Source organism: Rhizobium sp. O111 (genome assembly GCF_055616315.1).
In genome coordinates this window covers 1,020,181-1,039,737 of record NZ_JBSHXL010000003.1, presented here as the reverse complement: position 1 = coordinate 1,039,737, position 19,557 = coordinate 1,020,181, and the positions used below count along the sequence as shown (strand labels likewise).

Below are 19,557 nucleotides of genomic sequence, written 5' to 3'. Positions count from 1 at the left end.
ACACGGCTACCAGGGCCCGCAGAAGCGGGCCCTGTGGTGTCCGATTATGCGCCTCAAGCAGCTAAGCTTGCTCGACCCCATTGGCAGGGTTGACCATCTCATTGATCTTCGATGCAAGCACTTCAACAGCGAAGGGCTTACCGATCATAGCCATGTTGGTCCCAAGGAAGCTTGCCTTGGTGGCGGCGTTTTCCGCATATCCTGTGACGAAGAGAACCGGCAGATCCGGCCTATGCTGACGCGCAACGTCGGCAAGCTGCCTGCCGTTCATCCCTGGCAGGCCGACATCCGACACCATAAGATCGATCCTCCCAGTTGCGGTCAGCGTACGAAGCGCGGCATCGGCGTCCTCGGCCTCAAGAACACGATAAGAGAGGTCCATGAGCACCTCGCAAATCAAAAGGCGGACAGCGTCGTCATCTTCGACGACGAGCACGGTCTGGCCGCTCCCCTCCGAAGGGCTTTCGGCATCACCTTGCTCTTCTTGCGTCTCAGCGCCCAATGCGGCCGGCAGATAAAGCTTGATCGACGTGCCTTGTCCGGGGGAACTGTCAATGCGAACCTGACCGCCCGACTGCTGCGTGAAGCCGTAAATCATTGACAAGCCCAAACCGGTGCCCTGCCCGATCGGCTTTGTCGTGAAAAAAGGATCGAATACCTTCTCCAAGATTTCCGGGGGCATCCCCACGCCGGTATCTTCTACGGCGATCATCACGTAGTTCCCCGCGTCAAGCCCACCGGCTTCCGATGCCGCGACCCGGCATTGCTCCGCGGTGATCGTAAGACGCCCGCCATCAGGCATGGCGTCGCGCGCGTTGATAGCAAGGTTCAGCAGAGCGCTTTCAAGCTGATTGGCGTCCGCCTTGGCATATCCCACGTCAGCCGTGACTTTCAGCTCTATTGCGATGGTTTCAGGAAGGGTTCGTTCCAGGAGTTCCTTCGTAGCGAGGAGCTGAGCTGCCACGTCAAGCGACGTTGCGTCGAGGGTCTGCCGGCGCGAGAAGGCAAGAAGTCTGGCAATGAGCGCGGCGGCCCTGTGTGCCGACTCCGTGGCGGCATCCATGAAGCGCCCAACTTCCTCAAAGCGACCGGAAGCGATGCGGCGCTTAGCGAGATTGATACCGCCGATAATACCGGTCAACATGTTGTTGAAGTCGTGTGCAATCCCGCCAGTCAACTGGCCGATTGCCTCCATCTTCTGCGCTTGACGAAGCGCTTCCTCGGCCCGGCTGCGCGCGGCCATTTCCTCTTCAAGTTCCGCGGTGCGCTGCACGACACGCGCCTCGAGATTTCGGTTGAGATCATCGAGCGCCTCGCGCTCCAGACGCAATGCAGCCTCCGACATAGTCAGTGCTTCCTGCGTCCGCTTGCGTTCACTGATGTCGATGGCCGTGCCGACGAACCGAACAGCCTTGCCGTCAACGAAAATTGTACCGCCTTTCGCCGCGATCCAGCGTTCGACACCGTCTTCTATTCCGATGGTCCGATAGTCGATCTCATACTCTCCGGAACCGCCGGGCCGCAGCGCATCCCTGACGGCTTGGTCTGACCTCTCGCGGTCATCAGGGTGTAGTCCGGCCAAGAACCCCGCTTCGTAGGAAACCTGCCGATCGGAGAGAATTCCGAACATCGCTCGGCAGCGTTTGTCCCATCTCAGCTCACCGGTGATGAGGTCGAAATCCCATGTTCCGACACCAGCGGCGCTGGTTGCAAGACGCAGCCGCGTTTCGCTCTCGTCTAGTTCCGCCAAGCGGTCACGCATCTGGAACTGCTTGGAGCGCAGCCGCATTGCGGACGCGACGGCGCTGAAAAGCGAGGCTCTACCGAGCGGCCGCTCCAGAACCACGCTATTGCTTGCGAGATCAAACAGCGCCAACTGAGACAGACGCCCGTTCGGCGCTCGGCTGGTACGAGGTGCCGCCAGAAGCACGAAAGGAACGTCAGACCACGAAGGCTGAGCGTCCAGCGCCGACTTGAGCTTATCGACATCCTTGACGAGGGCTTCTTCCGTGAGGAGGATTGCGCCAATACTTTCGTCGATCGCTTTGGCCACCTCGGCGATATCGAGACAGACGACAACGTCGTAGTTTTCTTGGCGTAGAAGCGTCGCGACGCTGTCGGCATCGCGCCCGAACGGAGCGCTGACGAGAATTCGGCGACCTTCTCGCAGTCGCTCAGCCATCACGTTCGCGATCTTCCATCAGCGGACCCCGCGCGCCCATGTATTCAGGTGTCCCCGTCAGAATTCCCCGGAATTGCGAAAGCGGCTCGCCAATCCTGATGCCGCCACTGTCAATGCGCAGTTCGCGAACGGTATCCTCATGCATGCCGCTGCGGTTCTTCAACACGGATATTGCCTTTCTGACACGCCCTTCCGCCTCGAAGAAACGAAGCAACACCACGGTATCAGCGATATAGGATACATTCAGGTTGGTCGACATGCTTCCAACGAGACCATTCTGCGGGTTGATCAGGAAAGTCACGACGCCTTTCTGGCTGAGATAGGAAAGCAGTTCGTGCATCTGCAAGATTAGATGCTGCTCTTGCGGCATGGCGGCCATGTAGCCGTTCAGGCTGTCGACCACCACCACCCGTGCGCCTCTCGCCTCCACCTCACCGCGGACGCGGGTCGCGAATTCGCCGGGGGAAATTTCCGCCGGGTCGATCTGCTCGACCACAAGCAGGCCACTATCGATATGGGGTTGCAGGTCGAGGCTGAACGCCTTGGCACGGGCAAGCAGCGTTCCGATCCGTTCGTCGAATTCATAAACAATACAGGGCTCGCCGCGCTCACAGGCTGCGAAGAGATATTGCAGGGCGATCGTGGTCTTGCCGCAGCCGGCCGGCCCCGTCAGAAGCGTGCTGGTTCCCCGTCGCGGACCACCGCCCAAAAGACGGTCCAGCTCGACCACGCCGCTCGCCGTCACTTCTCCGGAAAAACCCGCGTGATGGTTGGCGGCGATGAGGCGCGGATAGATTTCGAGCCCACCTTTCCTAATGGTGAAGTCGTGATATCCGGCGGTGAAATCGACGCCACGCAGCTTCTGCACCTGCATGCGGCGGCGGGCGGCGCCATAATCCAGCGTCAGCCGTTCGAGGGTGATGACACCATGACAGAGACTATGGAGATGAGCATCCCGCTCCTCGGCGTTGCCGGTCATGTCGTCAATCAGAAGGACCGTCGTGTCGCGTCCCGAGAAGAACTGCTTCAATGCAAGAACTTGCCGGCGATAACGCAACGGGTCCTGGGCCAACAGGCGCATCTCTGAAAGGCTATCGAACACAACCCGCTTCGGTTTGACCCGCTCAACCTCATCCTGGATCAGCCGGATCGTCTCGGTGAGTTCCATCTCCCATGGATGCAGAATGGACTGTTCTCGTCCTTCGCCAAATACGTCTGACGCGGAGTTGAATTCGAAAACGTCGAACTCCTTGATGTCCCACCCATGCGAGTTTGCAACGGCGGACAACTCCTCCTCCGTTTCAGAAAGCGTGATATAGAGCGCCCGCTCACCCTGACGGACGCCTTCTCGCAAGAATTGCAGCGCCAGCGTGGTCTTCCCCGACCCTGGCGCTCCTTCAACGAGGTAAAGGCGCCGCGACGGCAGTCCACCCTTCAGGATGATATCAAGGCCTTTGTTTCCGGAAGAAAGAGTTGGTGGCAAGGTGTGTTCCTGGAAGTTCGTCGCCAAGGGGCTTGTCCCTGGGAAATATGAAGGAAGCGGCGGAAGGCAAGGATAGCCGCACACACGTCGCGCCAGGCTTAAGCTGACGACGATTTAGAGAATGGCTGGCCGCGCGTATGCTCCACGAGTATAAGTGAGACGCAGTCGTCCGCCGAATTTTGTACGGTAGCGCACAGATGAACATTTGCAGTTGGAAGGCCGCCAAGCAGCGCCTCCTAAAGTCACCCGACGAAAATGAATGTCAGTTGACACCCGGCTTGGCCTCTTCCACCGCAGCCAAAAACTTGATTTGAGCGACATCGCCGTCGATGAGGCCTGCTACCGCGGCACGGCACGCGTTTCGAGCCTCGATAAATAACGCGCTGGTGCGCTCCGGCCAGCCATCCGTCAGATGGATCATGGCTTCGAAAGGGCCTGCTACAGTCTCCCGCTTACCCCATTCACGATGATAACTGGATTTCTCCACTTGGTGATCGGCATGTTTTCCTCCCTGCGGATGCAAGAAACATCGCTCCCCTCGGGGGGTCCAGCGCGCGCTGGTTCGGTCACCACCGTACAAACGTTACCCGGCATTAGTCAGGCTAAGCTTCGCTTGTGACCGACGACGGTCCCGAAATGTGGATTGCACAGGCCGGCCGGGCGGGGATCAAAAATAGGCCATGAAAAGGCCCGGCATTGAACCGAGCCAGCCTTCTCAATCGCGATGCTCGGGCATCGCCTTTAGCTGATCCTTCGTCCAGCTTGTCACCGCGTGAACATCGCCATCTTCGTCGCGCATCCAGTCGAGGTCCGAAAACGGCACGGCTACGGGCTTCGCACCGATCCCGAGAAAACCGCCGACATCGATAACGACCGAGTTCGTTCCGTGGATGTGATCCACGGAGCCGACCTTGTGGTCGTCAGCGCCATAGACGGTCGCTCCTTGAAGATTGTCCGCTGTCAGCTCGGCAGCGGAAAGGCGCACGTGATTCGTGTGATCCATTAGCATTCTCCTTAGCTACAAACCCTAACGTCGCCACCGCGGCTTTGTTCCTCGTGCTACCGCAGGCCCGGTGGCTTTGAGGCGAAATCGCAGCTTGGACAGGTCGGATGCTCGCCTGGCGTTTCGTTGCCCGCAGCGAGAAACCGGAAAAACCGCTGCGTTCACCATCCCTGTCGCGTCCGGTTGACACAAGCGCGATCTCCAAATGCAAACCTGGAGTTCGGAGACAGGTTCCATCACGACCAAAGTCGCCGACGGGGACCACAGTGGGAACTGTTGCCGCTCGCGTAGGTTTGCCTCCTGAACAGCCAAAGGAGGCGACCATGAGCGATGACCGCAGACCAGCACCCCCTTACCCCGAACAGCGCCAACAGCCGCCCGGCAGCACCTCACGGATGCAGCCCGTTCCCGACCACGGTGAGCGTTCCTACCGCGGTAACGGAAGGCTCGATGGAAAGGTCGCCCTAATCACGGGGGCGGATTCGGGTATCGGCAAGGCAGTTGCGATCGCGTTTGCCCGTGAGGGCGCCGATATTGTGATTTCCTTCCTTGACGAGATCGAGGACGCCGAGGATACGGCAAAGTGGGTCCGCGAAGCAGGTCGGCAGGCGGTCGTCGTCCCAGGCGATATCACGTCCGAAGATCACTGCAAGGATCTCGTCCAGCACACCGTGCGAGAACTTGGCGCCATCGACGTGCTTGTGAACAACGCCGCGTTTCAGCGGACCTATGCCGATATCGCAGACATCACCGACGGAGAATGGGATCGGACGTTCCGCACCAATATCTACGCGCCATTCTTCCTGTCGAAGGCCGCGATCCCTTACATGCGCTCAGGCAGTTCGATCATAAACACGACCTCAATCCAGTCTCGACAACCGTCGGCACACCTGCTTGCCTACGCGTCAACCAAGGGCGCCGTTTCAAATTTCACCGCCGGGCTAGCGGAAATGGTCGCCGAGAAAGGCATTCGGGTCAACGCCGTGGCGCCAGGGCCAATCTGGACGCCGCTCATCCCATCCACGATGCCACCGGAGAAGACCACCAAGTTCGGCGAGCAAACGCTGATCGGCCGCGCAGGTCAGCCGGCGGAATTGGCGGGCGCCTATGTGCTCCTGGCATCTGAGCTAGGGAGCTACATGACCGGAGCGGTCATTCCAGTGACCGGCGGCGAGATCATGATCTAGCATCAAGGGCACTTTGAGAATGACCAGCCAAGATGTGACCGGTCATTCCTCCCAGCCGAACACGCTGCGGCCACCGAAGCTCGCGCTATCTCGGAATTCGCCCGCGATGATCTCCTTGAGATCAGGCCCCGTGACATAACGCTCAAGCTGCCGCGCCTGGATATCCAGGCGTTGCAGGGCTGCAAGTTCCTCCTCGCGCCCAAGTCGCCCCTTCGCAACGGCTGATCTCATGACGCTGATGGTTTCGTCATAGACCTTCAGCGGCACCGGAAACGGGTGTCGGTCCTTACCGCCATGGGCGATCGAGAATCGCGCCGGATCGGAAAACCGACAGGGAGCTCCGTGGACCACTTCCGCCACCATCGCAAGCGCCCGGACCGTTCGCGCTCCCACGCCTGGGACCATCAGCAGCTCCTGAAAGTCGATCGGACCGCGATCCGCCGCTGCCGCCAGGCTGCCATGCAGCCGCTTCATGTTCACATCCGTCTCGCGGACATCGTGATGAGCGGGCATGACGAGGTGTGGCAGCGACAGTTGTGCCGGTTCCGGCGCAGGTACTGCCTCGACTTTGCGGGCGAGCGCGGACGCTTCCCGAACAATTCTATCCGGTCCGAGCGAAGCAAGGATATCCAGTTGTCCGACGCGAGAACGCTCCGCGCGCTTGTCGGCGAGATTGATGATATCGCCCTGCGTTCGCCCCTCGATCGCGCTGTGGGGAGAATCGATGAAGCTTTCCAGCCCCTCGGACAGCCAATGATACCGTCTCGCCTGGCGGGTCGCGTCGTTCATCCCTTGCTGCACGACAACCCACTTGCCGTCGTCGGCAACGATGAACCCATGCAGGTAGAGATCAAATCCGTCCTGAACCGCAGCGCTATCGACCTTCGCCACGAGGCGGCTGACATTGGCGAGCCCGGTGCCATCGAGACCCACGCGATGCCCGACATCAACAAGTTCGTCCGGCGTTTTTCGCGAATGGGAGCCGCGGCCACCGCAGACATGGAGCCCAAGCTCCCTGGCCCGCGGTTTCAAACCGCGTTTTAGCGACCCCAGCACACTGGTGGTGATACCGGAAGAGTGCCAGTCCATGCCCATGACGGATCCAAACGACTGGAACCAGAACGGGTGAGATAGTCGGCGCAAAAACTCATCACGGCCATAGTGGTGGATAATCGCCTCCGCGATAAGAACGCCAAGTTTGGTCATGCGCTCGCCCAGCCATGGAGGAACGCGTCCGCCGTGAAGCGGCAAGTCGGCGCTGCCTGATCGTTTTGACATCTCGACGATGTTTACGCTCGGCCGGCCGAAAACACAACCGATCGCCCGCAAACTGGCCGTCTTCTGATCTCGAACAACGATCGTGCGCTTTTCGGCCTCAGCCGGAAATAAATGCCGAGGACAGTCAGCGAATTGCTTGCCCCTGTTGTGACGCGTCGCCGCCTAATCCCTGGTTTCGCACCGGCGCATCGTAGCGGTTCACTGCGCGGTCACCCGCCAGATCGTGTTGCCGACGTCATCGGCGACCAATAACGCCCCCCTACCGTCAACGCCCACGCCGACCGGTCGACCTCGCGCCTGGTCTTGCTCGTTGAGGAACCCCGTAAGCACATCCTGCGGCAAACCATCAGGCTTTCCATCCTTGAACGGCACGAACACGACCTTGTAGCCGTTGAAAGCATGCCTGTTCCAACTGCCGTGCTCACCAACGAACGCGCCGCCTCGATAGGCCCCGGGCAGATTGTCGGCGGTATAGAATGTCATGCCGAGCGGGGCGACGTGCGAGCTCAACGCATAGTCCGGGACGATCGCCTTCGCGACCAGATCCGGACGCTGCGGCATCACGCGCGGATCGACATTCTGCCCGTAATAGCTATATGGCCAGCCATAGAAGCCGCCATCTTTAACCGAGGTCATGTAGTCGGGCACGAGGTTCGGGCCGAGCTCGTCCCGTTCATTCACAACCGTCCAGAGCGCTTTCGTCCGCGGCTCCAGGCTCAATCCGTTCGGATTGCGCAGGCCGGCAGCAAAAATCCGGTGGCGGCCCGATTGACGGTCGACCTCCCAGATCGCGGCTCGGTTCTTCTCCGCTTCGATGCCGTTTTCCGTGATGTTGCTGTTGGAGCCTACGCCGACATAAAGCAGACTACCGTCGTCGCTAGCCACGAGGCTCTTTGTCCAGTGATGGTCGATCGGGCCGCCCGGCAGCTCGGTCAGAACCGTACCGGGGTCGCTGATCTTGGTATCGCCCTCGCGGTAGGGGTAGCGGACAATTGCGTCAGTGTTGGCGACATAGAGATCGCCTCCGACCAGCGCCACGCCGAAAGGCGAACTCAGATGATCGAGAAACACCTCCCGCGTCTCAGCCACACCATCTCCATCGGCGTCGCGAAGTAACGTAATACGGTTGCTGGCCTCGCCTCCGCCACCACCTCCTGTCGCCAGGGATTGCACCCAGCCTACGATCAGGTCTTTGGGCCGTGTGATCGGCTCGCCCTTTGGCGCCGTGGATTCGACGGCCAGAATGTCGCCGTTTGGAAGCGTGTAGACGGAACGAGGATGTGAAAGCCCGGTGGCCAGAGCTTGGACCTTTAGCCCTGCCGCCGCCTTCGGCGTCTCGCCATCTTTCCAACCGACGACCTTCGCGACGTTCATCGGCGGCACGAGATATTCGGCCTGGGCCGGAAGTTTCGGGCTAGGGCCGATCTCCGTCGGCTCCGGCTCACTGTCACTGCACCCGGCTAGCGCCAATAGACCGGCGCTCGCGAACAGGCCGGCCGTGAATATGCGATATCGCTGAGACAGAAACTTCATTTTACCATCCTCCCGCAGCGAGGCGTCGGACGCGCGCGCCCAGAACCGCAACGATCAACACCAGCAAGACAGTCACCACAGAGAGTGCCAATCCCAGCGGCATCACTGATGTCCAGGCGTCACGGCTATGAACGAAGGAGTTGAAGATGGCGAGGCCAAACACGATGAGATTCCCGACACCATAGAGCCAACCCGCCGCAGTCCTCAGCGCAAGAAGACCCCGCGCCGCATCGATCAGCCCGGCCAGCAATCCGACGGCACCAAGCACGGCCCCGGCGAGCAGGAGCCACGCGGAGAAGTTGGTCCACATCATCTGCATCGTTCGCCAATAAGTGATATCGGTGAGAAGCGCGCCGATCAAACAGGCAGCGGCGAAATGTAGGGGGATTGAGCGGAAGGGTGATTTGAATGCCCGCAGCGCGGGCGCAGAGACGGTATAGGTCATGGGCATTTTCCAAAGAAACCGGCAACTAGTGAGAAAACTGACGATCTTAGTGATTGTTCCCGCCATGACTGCATTCGCAAAGCTTGAGAGCGTGGCGCCGCTATTCAATCGCCAGTTTAGTCGTTGACGCGATCATGCAGGACCGCGTTTGGCGCTTCATGTGAATGTCGCGCGCCGGATTACAGTTGCCTCTCTTGTTGTTGTGCCTGGATCCGCGCGGCCCGCAGCCGCGCGGTCTTGGCATCCCTGCGCCCACATTCTTCAGTGATCGTCTCGCGCGCAATTTCATCCGTCCGGACGCGCGCTTCGATCTTCTTTGCAAGGTTCGAAGTTGCCCGGCGCTTCACCGTGATATCTGTCATGTATTTATTCTCCCGTTCGGGCGGAGAACGCGGAAGACTATGAGATGTTACCGTCTGATAGCGTACAAAACAGCGCAACGGCCCTCGACACGATAAAGTGCTGGTTGTCCGAACGGAGATCTCGGTCAACGTATTGATTGGAGGGAGCCGCAGCAATGAAACTTGGAAACGTACTCGTTCTCGAAAACGAGCCGTTCATCGCGCTCGACATGGAAGACATGCTTAGAGGCTACGGCGCATCTTCCATCACTTCTTTTGACACCCAATCAGAGGCGTTAATATGGCTCGAGTCCAACAAGCCTCATGTCGCAGTTGTAGATCCAAGACTGAATGATGGCCTCTGCGTCGATGTTGTAGCAGCGCTGGCTGACGCGAACGTGCCCTTCGTCGTGTATTCCGGCGCCGAGGTCGATGACGATGCAAAGCACGCATTCGAAAAGGGTCTATGGCTTGGAAAGCCGGCTATTCCGGAAATGCTCAAGGAAACGTTGGCTCGCTTACTCGCCGCGGACTGAACGTGGAAGCGAGCAAATGCTCCGATCTGAACAACCCTTCGAGCTGGAGCGGCTGGTTAGCGCACATCCCATCTCTTCCCTTTCGTCGACCGAGCGCCAATTCCCCGGCGACATCCAGCCTTTCAGCGGAGACGTTTCAATGAATCATTCTGCCCTGCTGCTCACCGCAGCGAGCGTGTTTGGTTTTACGGTTCCTGTTCTTGCGCAAGATAGCAATTTCAATCTGACCTATCACGTGGAGCGCACACCGAAGGCAAAGTTGAGCATCGAGACCTGCGGGAGCACGATCGAGAAAACGGCGGAACAATCGGGGCTCGCATCCGATGTACAGACGCTCCCAGGGCAGCTCGTGGTCGTCCGAGGCGGTGATGAAGGCCGCGGCCCTTTCATCGCACAGTGCATCGAGGTTGAGAGCACGACTGTCAGCGTTGTCCAGGGGATCGACTATCAGGGACCGAAGGCTGCACTCGGTAAGTTTGCAGACCAGGCAAACGCCGCGGTCAAAGCCGCCGCGGAATAACCTACAGTATCGTCCTTATCCTCGTTGTAGGTGGCGAAAGACGAGAGATGGTTATATTACAATTTCCTGATATCGTGGCCTCATTGTGTGGGGAGTAGACGTGATGAAGAGTTTGGTTCCAGACGCATTTTACTGGGCACGGTCCGACAAACACACCGATGGCCGGACGACAATCGTACAGATGTCGACGATTTTCGGTGAGGATCCGGACTTCTGGACCTTGGCCGTCCTCGGCTCCGACCAACATCACATGATCAGTGATTTCGAGCTCATTGCGCTCGTCGAGCCGCTGGAGGGCTATTCGCTGCGTCACGCGGCGGAGTCACTTCAGCCGGACTCGTGGCAGCGCTGGTAAAAGAAAGCCCTCGCAGGAGAACGCGAGCTCGAATTTTATCCGTCCAAAGGGGTGACGGCAAACGCACGCTTGTTTTGTGCATGCGATTATATTCGAACCTGCTTAATAAAATGAAAGTTCCAAGGACGCCGACGATCGCTGCGGGACCGAGCGGGCGGCAGAGGTGGTGTTGAAACAATTCTTTCCCGCCCTCCTTGATGGACTTCTCGCCATCGTCACAGCACCGTCATAAATCAGGCGACATCTTGCGTTCGATTGCCGAGGCGTCGAAGAGGGCGTGGACGACAGCGATACGCCGGAGCCGGATGACCTGGGCGATCGACGCAAGAACCTTAAAAGCAGGCGCTTTCCGCATATTGTCCCGACCATAAACGGGACCGTGGTCGGTTATGCATATCTCGTGCTGTTCCGCAAACACCCTGCCTACCGCTATACCGTCAAGTATTCGATCTATGTGCATCATGACCACATCGGCAAGCGTCGGAAGCCAGCTCCTACGCGGTCTGACCGACGCCTGTGCCGCGGCAGGTTTCCGACAGATCATCGGTTACATCGACGCCGACAACGCGGCGTCGCTTGACCTGCACGAAAGGTTCAATTTCGTGCGCGTCGGCCTAATGCCAGCCGTCGTATATCGCTACGGCCGCTGGGCCGACAGTGTCATGGTGCAGCGTTCGCTGGGGACCGGTTCGACCACATCCCCTCGCCCGCCGCCTTTATCCACTCGCTGAAGGCTTGCGACCGGCTTGTTGCAAGGTGGCTGAACCGCCGACCTGCTGGTGTTGTGCTGGTCTCAAGACTGTCGGGGACCGCCGCGTGATCCGGATAAGTAGCACGGCCTGACGTAGCGTTCGGCTGATAGTTCAGCTCGCAGTGCAATCGCTTTCGGGCGAAAAGCCGCCGCGGCGTCCGGTTGTCGCGGCGGCCACATCCGCTTGCTACAAGAGGCGGACTGACATGCCTCCATCGACGATCATTGGACTGCCGGTCATGAGTTGGGATCGGTCCGATAAAAGGAAAAGCGCGGCTTGCGCGATCTCCAGGGCGGACGCCATTCTTTTCATTGGATGGATCGGCCTCTTGTTGAAGTGGCGAAGAAGCGCTAGGCGCTTAGGTTTTAGGGAGCCTCGCATGGCAACCACTACCTGCGGCGCAAGGAGGACACGTGAGTTCGATCTGTACACCTGAGGACGTCTATCACTTCTGGTTCAAGAAGTGCGGCCGCGACGACTGGTTCCGTGGCGCCACTGAGCTCGACGCTGAAATCAAAAGTCAGTTCCGCGACACCCATCTTGCGCTCGCAGCTGGTCCGAGCCCTGAATGGCGGGAAAACGCCGTAAACCATCTCGCGCTGATTGTCGTGCTCGATCAGTTTGCTCGCAACATCTACCGCGGAACAGCACTCGCATTCGCGACAGACGGCCTTGCCTTGGCCGAATCCGAGTTGGCGCTTAGGTCTGGCCACGACAAGTTTGTCTCGCCAGAGCTCCGCGTTTTCTTCTACATGCCGTTCGAACATGCGGAGGATATCGCGCATCAGGATCGCTCTGTTGCGCTTTTCACCGAACTGGGCGATGACGAGTACCTTGATTATGCGATCCGCCACCGAGAGGTGATCAGGTCATACGGCCGCTTCCCGCATCGAAATCGGTCACTTGGCCGACAGTCGACGGCCGCCGAGCTTGACTACTTGGCGCAGCCGGGAGCAGGATTTTGAAATCTGGCCATCTCATTGGAAGTCGGCATGAACCTAACCGAGCTCGATGAAGCCGCTTGGATCGATCTCGAACTTGCAGGCACGGATCCGAACTCCGGCCTCCGCCATGTGAACCTGTGCACGGTAGATTCCGACGGGCGTCCGCAGGCTCGCCTGGTCGTCCCGCGGTCTACGAATGGGCAAAAGCGCACGATCGAGATTCACACGGATACTCGATCGGACAAATGGCGCAAGATTGGCGCCAATCCCTCGGTAACGCTTTTGGCGTTTGACCCAGCGCGGGGCCAGCAACTTCGGTTACGTGGCACAGCGGAGCGCCATGGACCAGGGAGTCCGGTAGCAGCAGATGCGGGATCGTCTGTCGCCATGGACGCGGTCAACCTGCGCTGGCGGCCCACCGGGCGACCCGCCTACAGGTAAGAGGTCTGACGCAGCGAATGGTGGCGATGAAAGCGGAAAGGTCGTCTTCGGAGTCATAGTTTTCCGCGCTTCCGAACTCGATTGGTTCCAGTTAGAGCGTGGAGCCAATCGGCGAGCGATGTTTTCCTACGGATCCCGTGGTGAACTCCTGGATGCCCGAAAGATCAATCCCTAATTTGTCTGGAGCTCAGCGTAGGACCGCCCGCTCAACCAACGCTACGTCGCGGCAGGGGTGAACAAGGGTGACGCTTTTTCCTGCAGTCTTTACGCTGATCATCCGGATCTCGGTGAACTGTGACAAAGCGCCGAACTTGATCTTGGTGGACCCGGACTGTAGAGAAGGCGCTCGAATAACGCATGGACTACAGACTTTGACCATACGCTACCTATGGACCCTCGACCGCACTGGTCAGCAGTCCCGCAATGGCCTCGCGACTGAGAACGAGCTCCTCGATATTATCGGTAAAGAAGCCCTGCCCTGTGTCATGCCCGCCGATTGGCTCCTGGCGACGATGCAAATCGATATGGAAGGCAGCGGGCTTTCGATCCACGAGTCCAAGCACAATCCCCAGGACACGTGGAAGCTCGAACTAAAGCTGGCGGCGTAAAGCCGAGGGCTACACGGAAAGCCGGAGCATGAGAATGAGTGAACTGACCGTAGAAGATGCAACGAAGCGGATCTATGAATCGCTTCAGGCCGACAACGCCGACATCGACGAGCGCATCGCAGAGCTCAAGGCAGCGCTGACGCGTGCAAGCCAGAAAGATGCCGTGTTCGATCCCACCAAGCTCGTGCAAAGTAATCGGGAGGGTCGGAAACGGATGAAGGCTTATTTTCGCCAGCGTGGGGTCATTGTTAGGTTCTCGGATTGATCCAAGCTCCCAGCGACTAGGAATGCGCCAATCTGAAGGCTTTTGCTGCCAGCTTTTCGCCATTGCATCGACAGGCTGCTGATTTGATGAAACTGAACCGGGTGAGCGATGCTACTGGTGGCTGGCGCTATCTGACCTAACTTTGTCCGGATTTGGTTGGCACGGTGGAATACCCGCTCGCGCGGGTTAGACCCCATTCCAGGAGATGATGCAATGTTCACCCACGTCATGATTGGCAGCAACGACCTGGAGCAAGCGAGACGCTTTTACGACGCCACGTTCGCCGCACTGGGAGGCAAGCCGGGCGAGATGGATGCACGAGGCAGGCTGATCTACGCCCACGAGGGTGGTCGGCTGATGATCACGAAACCGATCGATGGCAATCCGGCAACTGCCGCCAACGGCGGGACCATCGGTATCGCCGCCACGAGCCCAGACCATGTTTTAAGTTGGCATTCCGCGGGCACGGCGAACGGTGGCACAGCAATCGAGAGTCCGCCCTCCGAGCGTCCGAACGGGGCGTTCGTTGCATATCTGCGCGATCCTGATGGAAATAAACTGACCGCGCGGTCTCAACCGACGAAGTAAGATGGCATCATCAGGATGGGCGACCACTTTTCGCCCTCCACCAGTACCGGTCACTGCTGCGTGTTCCGGCCACCACACCCGCCATCATTGTCCAGAGCCTACGCATGCCCATGAAACGTGGTGCCGCGAACAACTGCCAGACGTTAGTCACAAAGGACGGAATGATGAGCAACGACGCTGCTGCGAGCGGTGATAGCAGGCTCCCAAGTATCCCATTGCAACGGTTGGGAGGCGAATGCCGGTCACCCCTTTAACCGCTCCGGCGGCAAAGAACGTTGCGAAGAGGGCGAACAGGGTCGAGGTTGATAGGCCGGTCATAACCTCTCTCATAGGTTATGCGGCGGCATGCACAATGCGGCGTTCCCGTATCAAGCCTTCGCCTAGACCGAAGGCTAATCGCTTGTAGCATCCCTCGATGTGCTTTGACTTTACCGAAGTGCGTCTCTTTCTTGCCGTAGCAGATGCCGGAAGCATTACCCATGGAGCAGCCGATGTCGGTCTTTCTCTTGCTGCGGCCAGCGACCGTTTACGAGAAATGGAGGCGACGGGAAAGGTTCTCCTCTTGGAAAGAGGCCGCCGAGGTGTTGTGCTAACGGAAGCGGGCGAGGCACTTTCCCACCATGCCCGCGAAATACTCAACCAGGCCGCTTTGATGCGTGGGGAACTGAGCCTCGTTGCAAAGGGCATAAGGGCGACCATTCGTATTGTTGCCAACACGGCGGCTGTCGTTGATACGCTTCCAACACGGCTGTCACCATGGCTTGCGGCGCATTCTAAGGTCGACGTTGAGCTTCGCGAGCGCCAAAGCCATGAGATAGCACGCAGCGTCGCGGCAGGTTTTGCAGATATAAGCGTATTGTCGGACACGGCCACCAACGAGGAACTCCTTCTCAAGCCCTTCGCCGTGAGCAAGCTCGCTGTCGTCTCGGCCCAGGCACATTGGCTCGCGACCGCAAAGGAAGTTCGGTTCGCGCAGATCGGTGAAGAGTATTTCGTCGGCTTGGAGCGCGGCGCACTGCAAGATCATATCGATGCGCAGGCGAACAGGCTTGCGATAAAGCTGCGATACCGGATCAGGCCGCGGACACTCGAAAGCATATGCTCAGCGGAAGGCGCTGGCGTTGGTATTGCCATCGTTCCAGGGACCGTCGCCAGGAGGTGCACGCGCACATCAGGTCTCTCCGTAACGCCGCTGGCCGATACCTGGGCACGCCGGCATCTCTCGGTCTGCATCGCCGCGAGCCGCGGTGTCCCGCCGATTGTAAAAGACCTGTTCGACCATCTGGCGCGCGCATGATCCACGGCAGGTAAGGCCGAGGACCGACAAACCGCCGTGCGTAAGGTTGGTCCTTTCCGTGCGCGTGTGTAAGAATGTCATCAAGACCACTTTAACAACCACCTCGCGCCACTACCTTCACGATATCGATCAACTACATGCGACGGCGGAGTCTGGCGATGACCGAGTACAGTGCGGCGAAATCAGGATCGTTCAAGATCGGCGGAGACATGGAGGTGAACCGCTTGGGGTTTGGCGCCATGCGCGTGACCGGCCCCGGCATCTGGGGCCCTCCCGCAGACCATGGTGAAGCGATCCGAACGCTAAAGCGTCTCCCCTCGCTTGGGGTCAACTTCATCGACACCGCCGATTCATACGGGCCAGATGTTTCCGAATGGCTGATTAAGGAAGCGCTTCACCCTTATAACGATGGATCAATCGTCGCCACCAAGGGTGGCCTCACCCGTCACGGCCCGGATATCTGGCTGCCTGTCGGGCGTCCCGAATATCTAATTCAACAGGTACACAAGAGCCTTCGAAACCTGGGCGTTGAAAGGATTGATTTATGGCAATTGCACAGGATCGATTCAAGGGTACCAGCTAAAGAGCAGTTTGACGCCATCAAGTCGCTCATCGACTCTGGCCTAATCCGCCATGCGGGGCTGAGCGAGGTGTCGGTGGCTGATATCGAGGCTGCATCGAAGGTCTTTAAGGTGGCCACGGTGCAGAACAGGTACAACTTGGTGGATCGCACGAGCGAGGACGTCCTCGACTATTGCACGAAACACGGAATTGGCTTCATCCCGTGGTATCCACTGGCGGCCGGAGAATTGGCGAAGCCTGGATCTCTTCTGGATACGGTTGCAAAGCAACACAGCGTATCGCCAAGTCAAATCGCACTTGCATGGGTCCTGAAGCGTAGCCCGGTCATGCTACCGATTCCGGGCACCTCAAAAGTCAAACATCTGGAGGAGAACGTCCGCGCGGCGGACGTAACGCTGACCGACGATCAATTCAGGGCACTCGACGCCGAGGGCAAAAAAGCGTTCCAGAAGGCATAATTAAAGAAAGAACCGATGGTCGAGAAGATTTCCAAGCTTTCGCCAACAGCGCCATCAAATGCGACGCGGATCGATCAGAGCGTTTCTGTCGCCGAACCGGACATTGCATGGGTGGCCAACCGGCAGTCCGTGATCGACGCCGCATTCTGTGAGGCGAAGACTGACCGATTGGTCACCGGTGAGGATGATCGAGCATTTGACGGCGAGGAGGAAGCTCGCGGGGGACAAAGCCGAGGGCACGCTCAAGGTGAAACAGACCAAGGCGTCGAATTACTGTCGGGAGAAAGCAAGAGGATTGGTACGGGAAACCTTGATGATGAAGAGGTTGCGTTTGGCGGACATACGGGATTTGTGTGACGTCGAGGAACTTTAGCGTGACAACCTCGAGAGTGGTATCTCTCCAGGTCGGTACGCGGCGCGGAGCGCAACGCGAGGACACGCAACAAACGAAAGCATCACATGAGTCGATTTAGCGAAACAGAGAATGCTCTCATCGCAAGGCTTCGGGCACTCAAGGCGAAGCGCAAGGTAACGATCAGTTTGCTTGATATCAGCGACCCGCTTCGCGAGAGCGGGTTTACGCATGATGAAATCCTAGCGGTGTTGCGGGCAATCGAGCAGGACAAGGTTATTGCCTTCACAACCGCAAACCGGATCCGGATGCTGAAGGACCTGCCCTGATGTCGTGTGGCAGACCGTTCGAAACAGGGTAGCCGTACGCGGCCTCTTTTCCTTTTTGGCAAGTCTTAAATGCTGTGGTTCATCCGATCGAACCAATCGAACGTTCGAGCGTTCAGCGATATCATCACCTACAATGTTGAAAACAAAGTCGCTTCCGTCAGGATTGCTCGGTGACCTACCCCCAACTTCGCTCTGAAGACCCAGAACTGGCAACTGAATCGCGCAACGGTCTGCCGTCACTGGTGTTGGCTGCCCTTGGGGTCGTATACGGTGACATCGGGACAAGCCCCCTCTACGCGTTTCGCGAAGCACTTCACGCCACGGCGGGGTTGGGATCGCACCGGGAGAACGTGCTCGGCATTCTTTCACTCATCGTGTGGGACCTGACTATCGTCGTCACGGTTAAATACGTGATGTTCGTTCTTCGGGCTGACAATCGGGGCGAAGGGGGAACGCTGTCCCTGATGACGCTTGCCCGGCAGAGCTTCACCGACAGCCAGCGTGGATTCTCGTCTTGGGTGTCGCGGGAGCCTCCCTCTTCCTTGGCGACGCCATTATTACCCCAGCAATCTCGGTTCTGTCCGCCGTCGAAGGAATCCAGGTGGTCGCGCCCGGCCTGTCGGCATGGATCGTTCCGATCACCGTTACGATCATTGCCGTACTGTTTTCGTTCAACGTTTTGGGACAGGTGGTGTCGCGTCAGTATTCGGACCCGTCATGGCGGTATGGTTTCTGGTTCTTGGAATAAGCGGCGCCGTCCATATTCTCGATGATTTGGAGATTTTTAGCGCCATCAATCCACTTCACGGAGTTTTGTATGCATCGAACAATATCGGTCGCGCTATCGCCGTCCTAGGCGCGGTCTTCCTCGCTGTCACCGGCGCTGAGGCACTCTACGTCGACCTCGGCCATTTCGGCAGACGACCAATCGTGGTGGCGTGGTTCTCGCTCGTATTTCCATGCCTGCTTCTCAACTACTTCGGACAAGGCGCGTTCGTTCTCGCAAATCCTGGCATGACCGACCACCCATTCTTCGGCATGCATCCTGAATGGGCGCGTGTGCCAATCGTGTGTCTTGCAACCGCAGCAACGGTGATCGCGAGCCAGGCAGTCATTTCGGGGGCATATTCGCTTGTGCGTCAGGCAATGCACCTCAACTTACTGCCACGCCTGCAGATCCTGCACACTTCCGAGACGCACTCCGGGCAGATCTTCATGCCACAAGTGAACGCGTTCCTATTCGTGTTCGTTATCGCACTTGTTCTGTATTTCAGAAGCTCGAGCGGACTGTCTGCCGCATACGGCATCGCGGTTACGGGCGAGATGCTGATCACCAGCATCCTTTTGTTCGTGGTCATGAAACACATCTGGAGATGGACGACGCTCACCACCACGGCGATCATCGTGCCACTCTTCCTGATCGACGCCGGGTTCTTTGTGGCAAACATCGCCAAATTTCCGGAAGGCGGCTGGGTTCCGGTCACGGTTGCATGCACGATGGCCCTCATCATGCAAACATGGATGGCAGGCCGTCGACTACTGGCGTCTCGCACGCGTGCGGACGAGGTACCGCTGGAAGGGATCATACAAAGGCTGACGAAGAGGCCGCCGACGACTGTCCCCGGAACTGCCGTGTTCCTGACAAGCGACGTCGAGGGTGCACCGACCGCACTGCTGCACAGCCTCAAGCACTACAAGGTTCTTCACGAGCACAATGTCATTCTGAGCGTCGTGACCGCAACGGAGCCGTTCGTTCCTGACGACGAGAAGATATTCCTTGAAAGCTTCAGCCCACTGTTCAGCCGGTTGGTGATCACGTTCGGATATATGGAGACGCCCAACATCCCGCGCGCGCTTGTGCTGGTTCGCAAGCTTGGTCTGAAGTTCGACATCATGTCGACATCGTTCTTCCTGTCGCGCCGGACGATCCTCCCATCAAAGAAAGGCGGCATGCCTTTCTGGCAGGATCGCCTGTTCATCGTACTCGCCCAGAACGCAGGTAACGCTACCGATTATTTCGGCCTTCCAACAGGACGCGTGGTCGAGCTCGGCTTGCAAACCGTTATCTGATTTCTTGG

21 protein-coding genes and 5 pseudogenes are annotated in these 19,557 nt (G+C 58.5%); 16 read left to right on the top strand and 10 right to left on the bottom strand.

Going from position 1 to position 19,557, the window contains the following annotated elements; all coding sequences use genetic code 11:
- Nucleotides 1-61: 61 nt before the first annotated feature.
- From ACVTFQ_RS30895 to ACVTFQ_RS30880, 4 genes are all read right to left on the bottom strand, one after another.
- Nucleotides 62-2,053, bottom strand: coding sequence for an ATP-binding protein (locus ACVTFQ_RS30895; protein ID WP_470424527.1), 1,992 nt, complete (start codon nt 2,051-2,053; stop codon nt 62-64).
- Between the two features lie 121 nt (nt 2,054-2,174).
- Nucleotides 2,175-3,665, bottom strand: coding sequence for an ATPase domain-containing protein (locus tag ACVTFQ_RS30890; protein ID WP_470424526.1), 1,491 nt, complete (start codon nt 3,663-3,665; stop codon nt 2,175-2,177).
- A 262-nt stretch (nt 3,666-3,927) separates the two neighbouring features.
- A complete protein-coding gene (locus ACVTFQ_RS30885) occupies nt 3,928-4,188 on the bottom strand; it encodes a DUF982 domain-containing protein (protein WP_470424525.1) in 261 nt (86 codons plus the stop codon).
- A 192-nt stretch (nt 4,189-4,380) separates the two neighbouring features.
- Nucleotides 4,381-4,668, bottom strand: a complete 288-nt coding sequence (locus ACVTFQ_RS30880) for a PRC-barrel domain-containing protein (RefSeq protein ID WP_111563724.1) — start codon at nt 4,666-4,668, stop codon at nt 4,381-4,383.
- Nucleotides 4,669-4,991: 323 nt separating this feature from the next.
- Here ACVTFQ_RS30880 and ACVTFQ_RS30875 point away from each other — a divergent pair, with 323 nt between their 5' ends.
- Nucleotides 4,992-5,855 (top strand): SDR family oxidoreductase, encoded by an 864-nt coding sequence (locus ACVTFQ_RS30875; protein WP_470424524.1) that lies wholly within the window; start codon nt 4,992-4,994, stop codon nt 5,853-5,855.
- 42 nt (nt 5,856-5,897) lie between these two features.
- Here the strand turns inward: ACVTFQ_RS30875 and ACVTFQ_RS30870 are convergent, their stop codons facing one another.
- The 4 genes from ACVTFQ_RS30870 to ACVTFQ_RS30855 all read right to left on the bottom strand — a co-directional run bounded on the left by ACVTFQ_RS30870 (nt 5,898) and on the right by ACVTFQ_RS30855 (nt 9,473).
- Nucleotides 5,898-7,133, bottom strand: coding sequence for a DUF763 domain-containing protein (locus ACVTFQ_RS30870; protein ID WP_470424523.1), 1,236 nt, complete (start codon nt 7,131-7,133; stop codon nt 5,898-5,900).
- A gap of 198 nt (nt 7,134-7,331) precedes the next feature.
- Entirely contained in the window at nt 7,332-8,666 is a 1,335-nt protein-coding gene (locus tag ACVTFQ_RS30865) for a PQQ-dependent sugar dehydrogenase (protein ID WP_470424522.1), read from the bottom strand.
- A gap of 1 nt (nt 8,667) precedes the next feature.
- Entirely contained in the window at nt 8,668-9,111 is a 444-nt protein-coding gene (locus ACVTFQ_RS30860; protein WP_470424521.1) for a DUF2231 domain-containing protein, read from the bottom strand.
- 179 nt (nt 9,112-9,290) lie between these two features.
- A complete protein-coding gene (locus tag ACVTFQ_RS30855; RefSeq protein ID WP_470424520.1) occupies nt 9,291-9,473 on the bottom strand; it encodes a hypothetical protein in 183 nt (60 codons plus the stop codon).
- A 155-nt stretch (nt 9,474-9,628) separates the two neighbouring features.
- Between ACVTFQ_RS30855 and ACVTFQ_RS30850 the strand changes: the two genes are divergently transcribed.
- From ACVTFQ_RS30850 to ACVTFQ_RS30835, 4 genes and pseudogenes are all read left to right on the top strand, one after another.
- Nucleotides 9,629-9,988 carry a response regulator gene (locus tag ACVTFQ_RS30850; RefSeq protein ID WP_112950086.1) on the top strand — a complete coding sequence of 120 codons (360 nt, stop codon included), beginning with the start codon at nt 9,629-9,631 and terminating at the stop codon, nt 9,986-9,988.
- Between the two features lie 16 nt (nt 9,989-10,004).
- Complete coding sequence (locus tag ACVTFQ_RS30845) at nt 10,005-10,508, top strand: DUF6180 family protein (RefSeq protein WP_470424519.1); 504 nt, start codon at nt 10,005-10,007, stop codon at nt 10,506-10,508.
- 103 nt (nt 10,509-10,611) lie between these two features.
- Entirely contained in the window at nt 10,612-10,863 is a 252-nt protein-coding gene (locus ACVTFQ_RS30840) for a hypothetical protein (protein ID WP_470424518.1), read from the top strand.
- A gap of 232 nt (nt 10,864-11,095) precedes the next feature.
- Nucleotides 11,096-11,594, top strand: a pseudogene (locus tag ACVTFQ_RS30835) (GNAT family N-acetyltransferase).
- A 207-nt stretch (nt 11,595-11,801) separates the two neighbouring features.
- Here ACVTFQ_RS30835 and ACVTFQ_RS30830 read toward each other — a convergent pair.
- Nucleotides 11,802-11,936 (bottom strand): annotated as a pseudogene (locus tag ACVTFQ_RS30830) (SDR family oxidoreductase); the annotation flags it as partial.
- Between the two features lie 92 nt (nt 11,937-12,028).
- Between ACVTFQ_RS30830 and ACVTFQ_RS30825 the strand changes: the two are divergent.
- From ACVTFQ_RS30825 to ACVTFQ_RS30805, 5 genes and pseudogenes are all read left to right on the top strand, one after another.
- Complete coding sequence (locus tag ACVTFQ_RS30825; RefSeq protein WP_470424517.1) at nt 12,029-12,580, top strand: DUF924 family protein; 552 nt, start codon at nt 12,029-12,031, stop codon at nt 12,578-12,580.
- A gap of 27 nt (nt 12,581-12,607) precedes the next feature.
- A pseudogene (locus ACVTFQ_RS30820) lies at nt 12,608-13,175 on the top strand (pyridoxamine 5'-phosphate oxidase family protein).
- A gap of 196 nt (nt 13,176-13,371) precedes the next feature.
- Nucleotides 13,372-13,608, top strand: a complete 237-nt coding sequence (locus tag ACVTFQ_RS30815) for a hypothetical protein (protein ID WP_111563844.1) — start codon at nt 13,372-13,374, stop codon at nt 13,606-13,608.
- A 34-nt stretch (nt 13,609-13,642) separates the two neighbouring features.
- A complete protein-coding gene (locus ACVTFQ_RS30810) occupies nt 13,643-13,873 on the top strand; it encodes a hypothetical protein (RefSeq protein ID WP_283193852.1) in 231 nt (76 codons plus the stop codon).
- A 213-nt stretch (nt 13,874-14,086) separates the two neighbouring features.
- A complete protein-coding gene (locus ACVTFQ_RS30805) occupies nt 14,087-14,461 on the top strand; it encodes a VOC family protein (protein WP_111563735.1) in 375 nt (124 codons plus the stop codon).
- A 61-nt stretch (nt 14,462-14,522) separates the two neighbouring features.
- Here the strand turns inward: ACVTFQ_RS30805 and ACVTFQ_RS30800 are convergent.
- Nucleotides 14,523-14,779 (bottom strand): annotated as a pseudogene (locus tag ACVTFQ_RS30800) (sulfite exporter TauE/SafE family protein); the annotation flags it as partial.
- A 97-nt stretch (nt 14,780-14,876) separates the two neighbouring features.
- Here ACVTFQ_RS30800 and ACVTFQ_RS30795 point away from each other — a divergent pair.
- From ACVTFQ_RS30795 to ACVTFQ_RS30770, 6 genes and pseudogenes are all read left to right on the top strand, one after another.
- Nucleotides 14,877-15,758: a LysR family transcriptional regulator gene (locus ACVTFQ_RS30795; protein ID WP_283193854.1), complete on the top strand. Its 882-nt coding sequence runs from the start codon at nt 14,877-14,879 to the stop codon at nt 15,756-15,758.
- A gap of 158 nt (nt 15,759-15,916) precedes the next feature.
- The gene (locus ACVTFQ_RS30790) at nt 15,917-16,798 is read left to right on the top strand and encodes an aldo/keto reductase (protein ID WP_283193855.1); all 882 of its coding nucleotides are present in this window, start codon (nt 15,917-15,919) and stop codon (nt 16,796-16,798) included.
- A 15-nt stretch (nt 16,799-16,813) separates the two neighbouring features.
- Nucleotides 16,814-17,155, top strand: coding sequence for a hypothetical protein (locus ACVTFQ_RS30785; RefSeq protein ID WP_283193856.1), 342 nt, complete (start codon nt 16,814-16,816; stop codon nt 17,153-17,155).
- A gap of 102 nt (nt 17,156-17,257) precedes the next feature.
- Entirely contained in the window at nt 17,258-17,479 is a 222-nt protein-coding gene (locus ACVTFQ_RS30780) for a hypothetical protein (protein ID WP_111563739.1), read from the top strand.
- 170 nt (nt 17,480-17,649) lie between these two features.
- Nucleotides 17,650-19,009, top strand: a pseudogene (locus ACVTFQ_RS30775) (KUP/HAK/KT family potassium transporter); the annotation flags it as partial.
- Nucleotides 18,989-19,549 carry a KUP/HAK/KT family potassium transporter gene (locus ACVTFQ_RS30770; RefSeq protein WP_470424642.1) on the top strand — a complete coding sequence of 187 codons (561 nt, stop codon included), beginning with the start codon at nt 18,989-18,991 and terminating at the stop codon, nt 19,547-19,549. The pseudogene ACVTFQ_RS30775 and the gene ACVTFQ_RS30770, both read left to right, overlap by 21 nt.
- Nucleotides 19,550-19,557 lie beyond the last annotated feature (8 nt).